This window comes from Variovorax sp. NFACC27 (assembly GCF_048301545.1).
GTDB lineage: Bacteria > Pseudomonadota > Gammaproteobacteria > Burkholderiales > Burkholderiaceae_C > Variovorax > Variovorax gossypii.
This window is the reverse complement of record NZ_CP157613.1, coordinates 4,479,338-4,493,580: the sequence shown is the minus strand read 5'-3', so window position 1 is coordinate 4,493,580 and position 14,243 is coordinate 4,479,338. Positions and strand designations below refer to the sequence as shown.

General features: G+C 64.8%; 10 protein-coding genes. 2 read left to right on the top strand and 8 right to left on the bottom strand.

Annotation, left to right across the window (positions count from 1 at the left end):
- Positions 1-9: 9 nt before the first annotated feature.
- From ABL840_RS20980 to ABL840_RS20965, 4 genes are all read right to left on the bottom strand, one after another.
- Entirely contained in the window at positions 10-3,987 is a 3,978-nt protein-coding gene (locus ABL840_RS20980) for an autotransporter outer membrane beta-barrel domain-containing protein (RefSeq protein WP_418115963.1), read from the bottom strand.
- A gap of 511 nt (positions 3,988-4,498) precedes the next feature.
- On the bottom strand, positions 4,499-5,839 hold the full coding sequence (locus ABL840_RS20975; RefSeq protein ID WP_093209530.1) for a S41 family peptidase: 1,341 nt from the start codon (positions 5,837-5,839) through the stop codon (positions 4,499-4,501).
- Between the two features lie 180 nt (positions 5,840-6,019).
- On the bottom strand, positions 6,020-7,540 hold the full coding sequence (locus ABL840_RS20970; RefSeq protein ID WP_093209529.1) for a tripartite tricarboxylate transporter permease: 1,521 nt from the start codon (positions 7,538-7,540) through the stop codon (positions 6,020-6,022).
- Between the two features lie 14 nt (positions 7,541-7,554).
- On the bottom strand, positions 7,555-8,043 hold the full coding sequence (locus tag ABL840_RS20965; RefSeq protein WP_093209527.1) for a tripartite tricarboxylate transporter TctB family protein: 489 nt from the start codon (positions 8,041-8,043) through the stop codon (positions 7,555-7,557).
- 241 nt (positions 8,044-8,284) lie between these two features.
- On the opposite strand from ABL840_RS20965, the gene ABL840_RS20960 reads away from it, so the two are divergent.
- Positions 8,285-8,707 (top strand): MarR family winged helix-turn-helix transcriptional regulator, encoded by a 423-nt coding sequence (locus ABL840_RS20960; RefSeq protein WP_093209525.1) that lies wholly within the window; start codon positions 8,285-8,287, stop codon positions 8,705-8,707.
- A gap of 143 nt (positions 8,708-8,850) precedes the next feature.
- Complete coding sequence (gene nikR / locus ABL840_RS20955) at positions 8,851-9,234, top strand: nickel-responsive transcriptional regulator NikR (RefSeq protein WP_093209523.1); 384 nt, start codon at positions 8,851-8,853, stop codon at positions 9,232-9,234.
- Here the strand turns inward: nikR and ABL840_RS20950 are convergent.
- The 4 genes from ABL840_RS20950 to ABL840_RS20935 all read right to left on the bottom strand — a co-directional run bounded on the left by ABL840_RS20950 (position 9,182) and on the right by ABL840_RS20935 (position 13,936).
- A complete protein-coding gene (locus ABL840_RS20950) occupies positions 9,182-9,949 on the bottom strand; it encodes a hypothetical protein (protein WP_143043017.1) in 768 nt (255 codons plus the stop codon). The genes nikR and ABL840_RS20950 overlap by 53 nt on opposite strands.
- Positions 9,950-9,975: 26 nt before the next feature.
- Complete coding sequence (locus ABL840_RS20945) at positions 9,976-10,398, bottom strand: helix-turn-helix domain-containing protein (protein ID WP_093209520.1); 423 nt, start codon at positions 10,396-10,398, stop codon at positions 9,976-9,978.
- Between the two features lie 618 nt (positions 10,399-11,016).
- Positions 11,017-12,273: an ABC transporter substrate-binding protein gene (locus ABL840_RS20940; protein WP_418115962.1), complete on the bottom strand. Its 1,257-nt coding sequence runs from the start codon at positions 12,271-12,273 to the stop codon at positions 11,017-11,019.
- 10 nt (positions 12,274-12,283) lie between these two features.
- Positions 12,284-13,936 (bottom strand): cyclic peptide export ABC transporter, encoded by a 1,653-nt coding sequence (locus ABL840_RS20935; protein ID WP_418115961.1) that lies wholly within the window; start codon positions 13,934-13,936, stop codon positions 12,284-12,286.
- Positions 13,937-14,243: the final 307 nt, after the last annotated feature.

Below are 14,243 nucleotides of genomic sequence, written 5' to 3'. Positions count from 1 at the left end.
CTCAGCCCTTCACCACTTCACGCGCACGCCGACCGATCCGTTGATCGAGCTCTTCACCCTGGCGTTGCCGCCGCTCGCCCAGAGCTTGCCGACTTCGCCGTAGAGGCTGGTCGACGGGCCCAGCGCGAGCGTGAAGCCGCCCGCGAGCTCGGTGCTCGTGCCGCCCGTCGGCGCGGAGATGTCGGTGGTGGTCGCGCCGTTCACGAAGCGGGCGACGTCCGCGCCGCTCGATGTCCGGTAGACGTTGAAGCGGCCGTACGGCTGCAGCGTGCCGACGCCCGTCGCGATCTCGCCCTTGACCCGCACGCCCGCGCGGGCGATCCAGCCGCTGTCGGCCTGCGGCTGGACGACGGCGCCGACGATGGCGGAGTTGTTCAGGTCCATGTGCTGATGGATCAGCTGCAGCTGCGGCTCGATGCTCCAGCCGCTGCCGCCCAGCGCGAAGGACTGCCCCACTTCGATGGAGCCCAGCAGGCTGTTGCCCTTGCCGCTCGTGCCCGGACTCGCCAGGGGCTCGACCGTGTAGCGATGGCGGCCCGACTGCACCACCGCGTCGGCATAGAAGCCGCTGTCGCTGGTGTAGGTGCCGTACACGCCCAGGTACTGGCTGCGCAGGTCATTGCGGCCGACGCCCAGGTTCTGGATGCCGCTGGCAAAGCCTCGCACGCTGGCGTCGCCATCGAGCTGGCCGACGTAGACGCCCGCACGCCAGTTCGGCATGGCCAGCAGGTCGGTGCCGGCCTGGAAGCCGGTGAGACGGCCCTTGCTCGACGGCGATGCCGCGCCGCCCTGCTGGATGTCGATGTCGGTGGAGAGCACGCGGGCCCAGGCGCGGCGATCGGAGCCGGTCGGGGTGGTCGCCGCGCCCTTCACGTCGTCGTCGCCCACGCGCTTGCGCAGGTCGCCCAGCATCGCGAGGTTGCCCTGGCGCAGCTGGCCGGGAAGCGCGGAGTAGAGCGAGGCTTCGGCGCGGTAGGTGATCACGGGCGTGGGGGCAGCAGGCGACGCAGTGGTGCTCGAGCGCAGGTACCAGTTCTCGCCCGCACCGCTGGCATCGGCGGCGTACAGACGGTACTCGTAGGCACCGGCATTGACCTGCCCGCCCGCGAGCGTGAACGCGTCCTTGGTGGTCTGCGCGGTGGTGGTCGCGCCGTTGCGGGCAGTGATCACCTCAATGCCATCGCCGCCCGTCAGCGCACCCAGGCCGCCCAGGTTGGCGAACTGCACGCTGGTACGGCCGCTGGCCGCGCCGCCATCGATCACCAGGCGGTCCGAAGGCCCCGTGGCGTTCAGCGCGGTGCCGAGCTTCAGCACGCCGTTGTTGCCCGTGTAGTTGCCGTTGATGGTGAGTGTCGTGCCCGGCGTGGTGCCGGCGAGCGAGACGGTGCCGCTGTTGGTCAGCGAAGCGACTGTCTGGCTGAAGCCCGCGAGGTCCAGCGTGGCGCCCGAGGCCACGCTGTGGGCGGAAGCCGCGCTGAGAGTGTTGGCGGCGCCCGCCTTGAGCGTGCCCTGCGCGACGTTGGTGGCGCCGGTGTAAGTGTTGGCGCCGGACAGCGTCAGCGTGCCCGTGCCCTCCTTCGTGATGAAGCCGCCGCCGCTGATCGCACCGCTCAGGGTCGCGTTGAACGCGCCGGTGTCGATGACCGGATCGGTGCTGCCCGTGAGCCGGATCGGGTTGGCGATCGTCAGCCCGTCTGCGCTGAAGCCCAGGGTGGTGTCGTCGTCCATCGACAGCGTGCCGGTGCCCAGCGCCTGGCTGTTGCCGAGGTTCAGGCGCCCCTGGCGCAGCGCGGTGCCGCCGCTGTAGGTGTTCGCACCCGTGAGGGTGAGCGTGCCCGTACCCACTTTCACCAGCGAGCCGCCGGTGCCCGAGATCACGCCCGAGACTTCGGTGCTGGCGTTCAGTCCGCCGGTGGTCAGCGTCTTGGCGCCGAGGATCACGTCGCCCGCGCCGCTGAGCGAGCCGATGCCGATGCCACTGCCAGCGAGCGAACGGATGCGCAACCGCCCTCCGGCCTCGTTCACCACCGTGGCCTGGTCGGCGGCGGCGTTGTCGAACACGTCGATCAGGCCGCCGCTCTTGTTGATGAAGGTGGCCTGCCCTGCGCTGGCGTTGTCCAGCAGGTTGATCTGGCCGTTGGCGAAGTTGGTGATCGTGGCCTTGCCTGCGGTGGCATTGAACCTGAAGTTGCTCAGGCCGCCGACGTTGTCGATGACCGCGCTGCCCGCGCTCGCGTTGTCACGGAACTCGGCCGACGCGCCGCTGTTCATCACGAGGTGCGCGCTGCCCGCGGAGGCGCCGTCGCGAAACTGCACGAAGCCCGCGTTGGTCGTGGGCGATGCGCGCTCGGCCGCGGTGATGGTCAGTCCACTCGCGTCCGCGGTGCCGCTGAAGAGCAGCGAGGCATTGGCCGCCACCGAGACAGGGCCGCTGCCCAATGCGCCGGTGGCGGCTGCATTGAGGCTGCCCGCCTCCACGGCCGTCCCGCCGATGTAGTTGTTGGCCGCTCCGAGCACCAGTGTGCCGGCGCCGGTCTTGCGCAGGCTGCCCGCACCGGAGAGCGTGCCGTTGAGCGTCAGCGTGCGCACCAGGTCGACTTCGAAGGTCGCACCGCCCGCTCCCACGGTGATGTTGCGCGAGGCGGTGGTCGTGCCGGTGGAGCGCAACGTGCCGGCGTCGAGCGTGAGCCTGCCGGAGGAATCGCCGAGCGCGCCATCGTCGGCAATGGCGAGCGTGCCGCCAAGCACCGTCCATGGCGTCAGCTCGGTGGTGGTGCCGGTCAGTGTCCAGGTGTTGGCGCCGGTCTTCTCGTAGCGCTCGAAGCCGCGGTAGGTCGCCGCGCCGAGCGAGGTGGTGCCGTCGGTCGTAGCGCCCGAGAGGCGCAGCACGTTGCCAGTGCCGGTTGCCGACAGGGTCCCGTTGATCACCGAGCCGTTCTGCAGCTCGACCGAGTTGTCGTTGCCGGTGACGCGCACCGCGTCGCCACGCGTGACGCCGTCGCCGCCCATGCCGCCTGTCAGCGTGCCGCTGTTGACGAGGCTGTTCGCGTTGCCGCGGATGCGCAGGCCTGCGCCTCCGATGCCGTTGGCGGCGCTGTTTCCGCCGGCACCGCCCGCGCCTCCCACCAGGGTCCCGGTATTGAGCACCGAGTTGCCACTGGACTCCAGCGCCAGGCCCGCACCGCCTTCGCCGCCGCCGCCCACCAGGCTGCCGATGGTGGCCACGGCGCCATTCCCGCCGTTCCCGCCAGTGGCCGTGCCGGTATTGGTGACGATGGCGCTCCCGCCTTGCAGCACGATGCCGTCTCCGCCGCCACCGCCACCGCCGGCCCACTGGCCGACGGCACCCGCGCCACCGTTGCCGCCGATCGTCTGGCCCGCATTGTTCAGGGTGACACCGGTCGCCACGGACTGCAGGCCGGCGCCGCCGCCACCGCCGCCGCCGGCCAGGCGCCCGCTGCCGCCGGCACCGCCATTGCCGCCCTGCAGGGTGGTGCCCCCTCCCACGTTGATGCCGGTGTCCGACGTGTACACGGCGGCACCGCCGCCGCCGCCACCGCCCGCGCCGTAGACCGGATCGGGGTCGGGAACGCCGCTGCTTCCCGACGATCCGCTGACGGAGCCCGTGACGCTGGTCGCGCCCACCGCCCCCCCGGCTCCGCCGGCACCAGCCCCTCCGATACCGCCGGCGCCGCCGCTGCCTCCCGACGGGGGCAGTCCGTTGCCGGTGGGGAACTCGCCGAGGATGCCGCCACCGGCGCCACCGCCATTTCCCGCGCCGCCCCGGCCGCCCGTGCCACCGCCCGCGAAGAATGCAGTCCCACCGCTGGCTTGCGCCCATGAGACTGCCGGCAGGCCAGCCAGGACCAGCAGGCCCACGGCTGCGGTGATCGAAGAAGCACGCCGACCGCGCCGATGCGACACCTCCGAAACAGCGACCCAGGTGCCCAGAGCAGCGTTCCATACGCTGCGGTAAATCGTGTTCATGCCCCGCCTCAGTAATGAATTGCAACCCAAATAGGTGCAGATGTAACCAAACGTCCAAAGCGGGCGAGGGTATCGTTTTCGTCGGCGCGCAGAATCACCGAAACAGGTGATAGACGAATCACTGACACAGCAACGTTGTGAGTCGAACCGGGGCCTTCATCCCAGTCACGCGTGCCCGTCGCCTCTTCGCAACGAGGCCATCTCACATCGCGATGGCTGACGCACGAGAACTGGGCAGCATCGGCCGCGCGGCGGAGCGCGAATTCACCAAGCGCCTATCCAAAGGAAAGATCTCGAGCGGCTGCAGATCCTCAAGCGCATCGGCCTGAGGATGAGGTTCACAAATTCCACGAGAGACGCCAGAGCGCCTCTTCGCCGCCGCGCGGGCACTGTGGTGCACATGCGATGCGGGCGACGACGTTGGATGCGGAGTCATGAGGCGTGCCCTCAAATGACTCTGGATCTGAAAATGCAGCTTCCGAGTTTTGGGCGAGGAACTCATCGAACGTGCTCAGGGGCGCTGCAACTGTGCAATCGCCGCCATGAGCTGCAGGTCCGTCGGAACATCTCCGAACCCTCCCTTTTCACGCCCACCGGCATTCACCAGAACATCCGGCACGACACCTTGCCCTTGCCACGATACGCCGCTCGGTGAAGTCATGGCCCCCGTCGTGAGCTTCAGTGCCGTGTCGGGTTCAAGAGGCAGGATCGTTTCGATCGAAGCAAGGCCGGAGGTCGGCAGTCCCAGAATCAGGGCCTTGCGTGACTCCTGCAGTGTCTTGGCCAGCGCCTCGGCGCCAGCCCCCGTCTTGCCATTGACCAGCACGATCAATCGCAGCGACTGCAGCGAAGGACGCATTGGCGTGTCGACCTGCGCGGGAGTGTTGCCCGCATAGTCACCGGGTACGGCCCGATAAGTTCGGTTCATGCCAGCATGCTGCCCGGCCACCTGAACGATCACGGAGCCCGGCTTGACGAACAGTGCAGCAAGACCCACCGTGGCACTCAAAAGTCCGCCAGGAGAATCGCGCAGGTCGAGAACGAGGCTGCGCAACGGGCCTGCGTTGTCCGCTTCCAGCTTCGCAACATCGGCAAGCACTTCGTTGCGCGTGCGATCCTGAAACTGGACCAGCCGAAAGTAGCCGACACCGGGAGAGAGCAACTTTGCCGATCTGACGGTGGCTGCCTTGATCGGCTCCCGCGTCACGACGAACCTGAGCGGATCGGGCACACCTGGTCTGTGAACCTGCAATGCCGTCCTGGTTTCGGCCTCGCCTCGCAATGCATCGACCGACTGGGCCAGCGACAGAGAGCTGGTCGACACTCCGTCGATCGACACGATCAGATCTCCCGCTCGCAGGCCAGCCCTTTCCGCAGGCCCTCCCTTGATGGGTGAAACGATCTCCACGAAGCCGTCGCCGCCTGTCTGAGCTCTCATTTCGAGACCGATGCCGGCCAGCTTGCCCGGAGCATCTCCTCGTTGAACTCGCCATTCGGCTGCGTTGAAGTAACGGGAAGTCGAGTCCAGGCCTGCGAGAGCTCCTCGGAAGCAGCGCTCGGTCAGGCTCGCGTAGTCCTGACTGGCTTGGCCGGCGATGGAGGCTCTGCAACTCGCTTCGAGCTCTCCCGCTTTGATCGGCCTGACATAGTTCTCCGAGACGCGCCGGGAGAACAAGCGCCATGCGGGCGAAGACACCACGCGCTCATAGGCGCCTCCGTCGCCATGTGGCGGTGCAGAGAACGCGGGGCCTGCGCAAGCCGAAAGGATGGCCACGCCCATGAGCCAGAGCACTCGCCGTTTCGATTGGAAGCCCGTGAGGCGAAGCGAAGCTTCCATTGCGTGCACTTTCATCTTGTTGAGATCGGTTGCTCATGACCAAGGCAACCGAGTGCGCGATGCTCATCTGCGTAACCCGTTTCGCCTCCGGCAAGGGATTTCTTTGATCCCACCCATGATCCCACGCCTCGAGTGTCGTTGCGCGACCCATCATGCGAATCCCGATTCGGGAATTGCCGAAGACGACATCCCGCGCTAGCCGCCCTCCTCGACGAAGGCCTCCTCGCGCTTGGAGCGTATGGACGGCAGCAGCACGATCAGCAGCAGGATGAGCGCTGCGATCAGCAGCCCGGCGGAGATCGGGCGCGACACGAACACGCCCCAGTCGCCGCGCGACAGCAGCAACGCCCGGCGCAGGTTCTCTTCCATCATCGGACCGAGGATCAGGCCCAGCAGCAACGGCGCGGGCTCGCACCCCAGCTTGATGAAGGTGTAGCCGACCACACCGAAGATCGCCACCAGCCAGATGTCGAAGACGTTGTTGTTGGTGGAGTACACGCCGATCGCACAGAAGAGCACGATGGCGGGAAACAGCCAACGGTAGGGAATCGTCAGCAGCTTGATCCACAACCCGATGAGCGGCAGGTTCAGGATCACCAGCATCAGGTTGCCGATCCACATCGAGGCGATCAGCCCCCAGAAGAGCTCCGGGTTGCTCGTCATCACCTGCGGGCCGGGCTGGATGTTGTGGATGGTCATGGCACCGACCATCAGCGCCATCACGGGGTTCGGAGGGATACCCAGCGTGAGCATCGGGATGAATGAAGTCTGCGCGCCCGCGTTGTTGGCCGCTTCGGGGCCGGCCACCCCGCGGATGTTGCCCTTGCCGAAGGTGACCTCGCCCGGCTTGAGCTTGATCTTCTTCTCCAGCGTGTAGGCCGCGAAGGCCGAAAGCAGCGCGCCACCGCCGGGAAGGATCCCCAGCGACGAGCCCAGTGCCGTGCCGCGCAGCACCGCGGGAAACATGCGTTTGAAGTCCTGCTTCGTCGGCATAAGGCCCGAGACCTTTGCGGTGAACACCTCGCGCTCGTCCTCGGGCCTGGCCAGGTTGGCGATGATCTCGCCATAGCCGAACACGCCCATCGCGATGGCGATGAATCCCAGGCCGTCCGTGAGCTCGGGGATGTCGAAGCTGTAGCGTGCCACGCCGGAGTTGACGTCGGTGCCCACGAGTCCCAGCAGCAGGCCTACCATGATCATGCAGATCGCCTTGAGCAGCGAGCCCGAGGCCAGCACCACGGCGCCGATCAGGCCGAGGATCATCAGCGAGAAGTATTCGGCGGGGCCGAACTTGAACGCGATCTCCGTCAGCGGCGGCGCGAATGCGGCCAGGATCAAGGTGCCCACGCAGCCGGCGAAGAACGACCCCAGGCCGGCCGCGGCAAGCGCAGGCCCTCCCCTACCCTGCTTGGCCATTTGATGGCCGTCGATCACCGTGACCACCGAAGACGATTCTCCCGGCAGATTCACCAGGATCGCGGTGGTCGAGCCGCCGTACTGCGAGCCGTAGTAGATGCCGGCCAGCATGATCAGCGCCGCCACCGGAGGCAGCGCATAGGTGGCGGGCAGCAACATGGCGATGGTCGCCGTCGGCCCGATTCCCGGAAGGACGCCGATCAGCGTTCCCAGCAGGCAGCCGATGAACGCGTAGAGGATGTTCTGCAGCGACACGGCCGTCGCGAAGCCGAGCGAGAGGTTGTTGATGAGGTCGGTCATGGCATCCGGTCCTCTCAGCCGCTGATGAAGGTCGGCCAGACCTGGAACTGCAGCTTCAGCCCAACGATGAAAGTGAGATAGCTGCCGACGGCCAGCACGGTCGCGAGGATCAGCGAAAGTTTCATCGAGAAGTTCGCCCCGGCCATGCAAGCGACGACGACGAGCGCGTAGATCGCGACAATCAGGCCCATGGCTGGCAGCCCGACGTTGTGCAGGCCCGCCAGCAGGACCCCGAAGAGCAGGTTCGCGCCGATGATGAAGCCCAGAGGCTTCCATGCGATCTTCCCGACGGGATCGCCATCGGCGGTCTTCATGGTGAATGCGCTGGCGACGACCACCAGCCCCAGCACTGTCAGCAGCGTGCCGATGATCAGCGGGAAGTAGCCCGGGCCCATGCGGGCCGCGCTGCCGACGCTGTAGTTGTTGGCCCCGATCGCAAAGGCCGCTCCGACGCAGGTGAACATGATGCCGGAGAAGAAGGTCTTCTGACTCTGGATCCGCATGGGCAATTTCTCTTTCCGATGAATGGATTTCGCGGCGCGCCGCCACGTTGGCCGTGGCGTCGGACAGGGGGAATGCATGCAACAGGCAGTGTGCGGGGCGCACTGTCTCGTCGGTCAGGTTGCAGACAGGTACCTCATGTTATGAAGTTTAATGGATCACATTGTGAGTAATTACCCCATGCGTCATGGGGGCGCTGCTACATTGACCTCTTCAACACATGACACGAAAAAGAAAACGTCAATGGCCAGCCCACCGCGCAGCATCGAGAAGCCTCAGCTCGAGGCGCTCTCCGATTTCAGATTCAGGCTGCGCAGCTTCCTGCGCTTCAGCGAGGACGCTGCGCGTGCCGAAGGCATCACCGTGCTGCAGTACCAGCTGATGCTGCATACCCAGGCCTTCCCCGGCCGGGAATGGGCGACGGTCAGCGAGATTGCCGAGCGCCTGCAAGCCCAGCTTCACGGCGTGGTTGCGCTCGTCTCGCGCTGCGAGGAGGCGGGTCTGGTGAAGCGAAAGCCCAGCACCACGGATCGCCGGCAGGTCGAGGTTCACCTGCTGGCCGCCGGTCGCAAGAAGCTGGAAAAGCTTGCGCTTCTGCACCAGGGGCAGGTTGCGGATCTCGCCGATGTTGTGGCGCTCGCGGGAAAGCGCGGCCAACAGCTGTGATAGGCAGGCGCTCGCAGAATTGGGCCGGCGGCAGGGCCTGCACGGCACTTTTCGTCAGACCGTCTTCTGGATACACCTGGACTTCAAGAGAAAGATGCGCGGATCTACGCTTCTACGAATACGCGCGCAAAGGAACCGCTGTCATGGAACGCTTCACGATCTCCCTCGACGACGAACTCGCCCGACAATTCGATGCGTTCATCGCCGGCAAGGGGTACGGCAACCGCTCCGAGGCCGTTCGCGACCTGATCCGCTCCCGCCTGGGCAGCGCCACGCTCGACAAACCTTCCAAGCGACCGGCTGCCTGGTGCGTGGCGAACGTGAGCTATGTCTACGACCACCATGAGCACACCGTCACCAGCCGCGTGATGGACCTGCAGCATGATCACCATGACCTGGTGATCACCAGCCTGCACACGCACCTGGACCACGACCATTGCCTCGAGACTGAGCCCGCAGGCGTTGATGCGCTAGTCAGCTGTCATTGCCGGGCGGCGCAAACATTTCGCGATAGGAGGGAGACATGAACTGCGAGAGTTGCGGCCACTTGCGCTCCCAGAACGGTCCCGCAGGGATGCTCGATGGATCGATCGCGTCAGCGACATGGATGCCAAAGCGCTTGGCCACCTTCCGGCCGGCATCAGTCAGCGCCATTCGCTCGACTTCGGAAACGTAGGGCTGAATCGGGCTGCGCGTGGCACTACCGAGATGTTGCTGCTGGTACGAGATCGCGCGGATGAACTCCCGCCCGACGTCGACGGCCAGTTGGAGTTGCATCACCCCCTTTTCGGTTTGCTTCTCCGTGAGCACGTGGAGGTTGGTTAAACGAGACAACAAAACATGGAGGGGATGCATCACAAGAATCGATGCGTTCCCGATGGTTGCGCGTACGGCACGGGCTCGGATTGCCTTCTGCGCGATTCCGATGACCTTGTGAATCACGTCCACGTTGACGAACTCGTCTTCGTCGATGTCCAACACGGCTTGGCCGACCAATGCTGTCAGCGCGCGCCTGCTGGGGAAGAGCGCCCTGCCGTGAATGACTCTCGCCATACGATGGACAGCCTCGCGATCTGCAGCGGATCGGACGAGGAAATCCGTGTCGCTCGAAATCGCCGCGACACCCTCGGGCACGACCAAGTCGTAGCGAAGTACCCAGAAGGCGAGTGCTTGACCACCCACCAAGACCATGTCTTCGCCAGCGGCCGCGAGCAGCCGCTCGACAGTTTCATAGGGTGTCACCGCCTCCGTTTTGCGACCTCGCCCGCTCACCATGGTTGGGGCTCGCCAAACACATCGTCAGGAAAATTCAGCGTTGCGTGCGCAACGACATCCCGCGACAGCAAGAACAAGCTGCGCGGGTCACGCTGTCCGTTCTGGACTTGGCGCGCGAGCGCAAGGTGCCGTTGTGGAATGCCGGCACGGGATTCGGATGCCGTGCCGGCAACGAGAGCCAAGTCGGCAACTCTGCCGAGCTGTTCCAGGATGCGAACGTAAGTGCCAATGGTCACAGATGGATCGCCACGTTCCGCGGCGGCAAGGGTCGTCCGTGAAATTCCAAGCTTCGAAGCAAAGTCAACGGCCGTCATCTGGTGCGAGCGGCGCGCCAACGCAAGACGCTCCCCAAGCTGACGCAATAGCTCGCTGCTTGAGTCAGAGTTCAATACAGTTTTGGCCGGCATGATCAGCATTTTAGGCAATTTATATTGAATTGTCTGAAATGCTGTACATGCTTGGAAGCGTTGAAGGCGGGTGCGCTACGCCATCCTCTTGCCCGGTTATGCGTCTCGTCGAAGGGGGCAGTCTGCTTATATTTATTGCCCTGCCGGACAAGTCGCAACCAAGCTCCGCAGCGCTGCCTGCAGACACCACACCCAGCGGACACGGACGGCGGCCTTCAGTAGCGCGTCGGTGACCCAAAAAAACCGGCGACGGTTAGGTCGAGCATCACCGCGATGCCGAAGTTCTTGGGCGGCACGCCGATGATCGCCATCGGCAGAAAGAAGATCCACCCCAGGATCGCGACCGCACTCCCCTGCCTCAGCGCGATCGAGAGGTTGAAGTCCTGGCGCCTCGAAGCTCAACAGCATCGGCCCCTACGCAGTCCAACTGATGGTCAGACGCCCGGCACCCGTGCTGCCTGAATAGATGGCCGGGATTTCGCAGGCGCGCCTGCTTGCTCATCGGTCTCATCGGATGTCATGCGCTCGCCCGCTGTGCGGGACTCAATCTGGGGCCGCACCAACTGTCATTCGCAAAGCGCATGGGATCGCAAGATTCTCGAGTGACAGGGGTGTCGCTGGTTCCGGTCACTGCTGAACCTTGCCGCTGCTGCTCACGATCGAAAGCTCGACAAACTTCGAGCCATTGCGCGAGCCACCGCTGAAGCCGATGACGTAGTCCCCGAGGTCGTAGTCGTTCATCGCGTTCAGCGCAGTGATCATGCCTTCGCGCGTGGGCGCGCGGCCCTGGCGCTGTACTGCTTCCACGATCACGCGCCCCGTGATATAGCCCTCCATCATCACGTAGCTTTTGGGCTCTTTGGGCTTTTGCTGGGCCACGGCTTCGGTGAATTCGCGCACCAGGCGGCTGGTGCTCTTGTAGGGATTCGGCGTGACTTGGGAGATGACCACGCCCTTCAGGTGGTCCTCGCCCAGGCGCTGTGACAGTTGCTCGATGTCCGCGCCCGAGTAGGCGAAGAGCTGCGCGGTGCCGCCGCTGATCCGATAGGCCTCGATGAACGCTGCGGTCGGCGCGCCATTGACCACCAGGATGATGGCCTGCGGCGCAGCCTTGCTGAACACCTGCACCGCATCGGCGACCGATGTGCTCCCGCTGCGGCTGCCACCCGTGTAGGAGGTGCGGGTCACGAAGCGTACCTTGGCCTGCGCAGCCGCCTGATCGGCGGCCGCGACGATTGCATCGGCCCCGGGGCCCGCCTCGTAGAGCAAGCCCAGCTTGGTGACGCCTACGGTCGCGAGCTGGCTGGTGAGCTTGGCCAGTTCGCCCGGTATGTCGGCCCGTACGTTGAAGAGGTGCGTGTGCGCGGGTGCGATGTCGGTGGTGCGGTACCCCACCAGCGCAATGCGCTGCTGCTCCAGCAGCCGCGAGGCCAACAACTCGCGCAAGTTCTGGCTTCCGAAGTAGCCGGCCAGCACCAGCGGGCGCTTTTCGGCGAGCAGCTTGCGGGTCTGTTCGACGGTGGATTCCGGTCGGCTGCCGTCGTCTTCGGTCGCCAGCGCGAAGGTGTGGCCATTCACGCCACCCCGGCGGTTCACGGTCTCGAACGCCAAGCGCATTCCAGCGGCGTAGCCCTGCCCCTGTTTGGCCTCCAGGCCGCGCATGGGGCCCACTTGACCGACCACGACCTCGAGAGCGAATGCCTGGCCCGTCGTTCCCGCGGTGATCGCGATGGCTGCGAACCACCGTGCGAGTCTCCCTGCGTTCATGGCTGGTTTCTCCTTTTGTTTTAAGGAGTGCCGAATATATGGAACATATTGATACATCATCCGCGGGAAATCCCGGATGGCTGGAGGGACTGAAAACCAGCTTGCGGTGGACTTCATGGCGACGTCCTCATGCCTTGCCGAGATGGGCCACTTCGTCGGCGATCTGGCCTTGATCGAGGCGGATCACACGGTCCGCGACGCCGAAGTAGCGATCGTCATGAGAGATCACGATCAGCGTCTTTCCCAGCCGCTTGAGCTCCGGCAGCAGTTCCAGATAGAACACTTGCCGGAACTCGGGGTCCTGGTCCGCCGCCCATTCATCGAACAGCATCACCGGGCGGTCCTCCAGCCAGGCATGGATCAGGGCAAGCCGCTTGCGCTGGCCGGTTGATAGATCGGTCGTGGAGAACGCCCCTTCTGCCAATTCCGTCTTGCCCGAGATCTTCAACCGTTCGAGAAGGGCATTGGCTGTACGCTGTTGTTCAGGACTGGGGTCAACGAGTTCGTCGAACAGGAAGTAGTCGGAGAAGATGGCGGAGAACAGTGCGCGGTAGGCTTCACGCAGAGAGTCGTCCACCGCCACCCCATCGAGCAGGACTTGTCCTTGGCTTGGGCGATACAGGCCCAGGAGCAGCTTGACGAGGGTGGTCTTCCCACTTCCGTTTCCGCCCACGATGAACAGGATCTCGCCTCGCTGGATCCGCAGATCGATGGGGCCCAGCTCGAACGGAGCGGGCCCCCCGCCGGGCGCATCGAAGCGGTAGTACACCTGGCACAGTTCGATGTAGCCGGCCAGTGCGGCAACTCGCACCGGATCGGACGCAAGAGCCTCTTTCTCTCTTGAGAAGTCGGCAGACAAGCGCGCGATCCGGCGGAAGGCCACCTGAGCTTGGCTGAAGAATGGCAACAGGGATGCCAGTTCTTCGATCGGCCCCTTCACGAAGAGCAGCACGATCACGAAGCCACTGGCGACTTCGGCGTCGAGGGCCAGCCAGGGGCGCGCTATCAGGATCGTCAGCACCACCAGAAAGAACAGCGCCGAATTGGTGCCCTCGGCAGCCCAGAACAGGCTGAGTGCACGGGCATTGCGGCGCGCCACTTCGTCGGCGGCGCTTGCCAGTCGGAGTCCATGCACATGTGCGCGCCGATGCCGGTTCAAACGCAGCTCCTTGGCCCCCTCGATCACAGCGCGATATTGTTTCTGAAGATCATCCTCAGCCACGCGAGCCGCGTTGAAATCGCGGATCCAGATCTTCGCCGCGAGGTAGGTGAAAACGATGCCGACCCCGATGGCGACGGCGCTCAGCATGAAGAGGACGGGAGAAAGTTTCAGCAAGTAGATCGCGCAGCCAGCCGTGACTGCAAATGCGGAGGCATGGCCGGCGAACTCCGCGGTGAATGTGCTGATGGTGTTGATGTCCTCGTTGAGGATCGCCTGCAGGCGGTGGCTCTTCATGTGCTCGATCGAGGCAACGGGCGCGTGCAGGATCCGGAGGGAGACATCCTTGCGCAGCGCTGCGACGACCCTCTGGCCTGTGAAGCTGTTCACGATGCCAGCCAGCGCATGGCTGCCGACCGCCAGCAACCCCAACGCAGCCAATCCGACCGCAGTGGAGCGCGCGATCGCCGAGCTGCCGTGCAAGGCGCTGTTGATCTGCTCCAACAAGAGCGCTGTAGCCACGCCACTCATGCATCCCAGCATCGTCGCCAGGACGACCACGTATGCGAAGGGCCTGAGCAGGCGCCGAGTTTCAGCGGTGAACGTCGAGGATCTGTTCAAGGGCGATGCATCCGGGGGCACGGCACGCAGCATGCAACGATGAAGGCGGGATATCTGGCCATGGATGCGGCGTGGCTTGACGAGGTACTGCGTTCAGCGGATGTTTGGTGCTGTGCCCCACATGCATGTCCTGCCGCATTCTTGCGTTGTCGGATGAAGGATTGCTGCACGAATTGCCAAGATTTGATCAAGATCGCGGCAATGTTCGACGGCTGCTACACGAGGCAAATGCCCATGACAAAAGGGCGGGGTTTAAGGGGGTGAAATTGCCCGAACGCGCCGGATAATGCGCACCCCGCCGAAGGCA

Bases quoted from the DNA above. Each gene is read 5' to 3' on its own strand.
- ABL840_RS20975 (WP_093209530.1), bottom strand. From the start codon at position 5,839: ATGAAAGTGCACGCAATGGAAGCTTCGCTTCGCCTCACGGGCTTCCAA.
- ABL840_RS20970 (WP_093209529.1), bottom strand. From the start codon at position 7,540: ATGACCGACCTCATCAACAACCTCTCGCTCGGCTTCGCGACGGCCGTG.
- ABL840_RS20945 (WP_093209520.1), bottom strand. From the start codon at position 10,398: ATGCTGATCATGCCGGCCAAAACTGTATTGAACTCTGACTCAAGCAGC.
- ABL840_RS20980 (WP_418115963.1), bottom strand. From the start codon at position 3,987: ATGAACACGATTTACCGCAGCGTATGGAACGCTGCTCTGGGCACCTGG.
- nikR (WP_093209523.1), top strand. From the start codon at position 8,851: ATGGAACGCTTCACGATCTCCCTCGACGACGAACTCGCCCGACAATTC.
- ABL840_RS20940 (WP_418115962.1), bottom strand. From the start codon at position 12,273: ATGAAGTCCACCGCAAGCTGGTTTTCAGTCCCTCCAGCCATCCGGGAT.
- ABL840_RS20960 (WP_093209525.1), top strand. From the start codon at position 8,285: ATGGCCAGCCCACCGCGCAGCATCGAGAAGCCTCAGCTCGAGGCGCTC.
- ABL840_RS20965 (WP_093209527.1), bottom strand. From the start codon at position 8,043: ATGCGGATCCAGAGTCAGAAGACCTTCTTCTCCGGCATCATGTTCACC.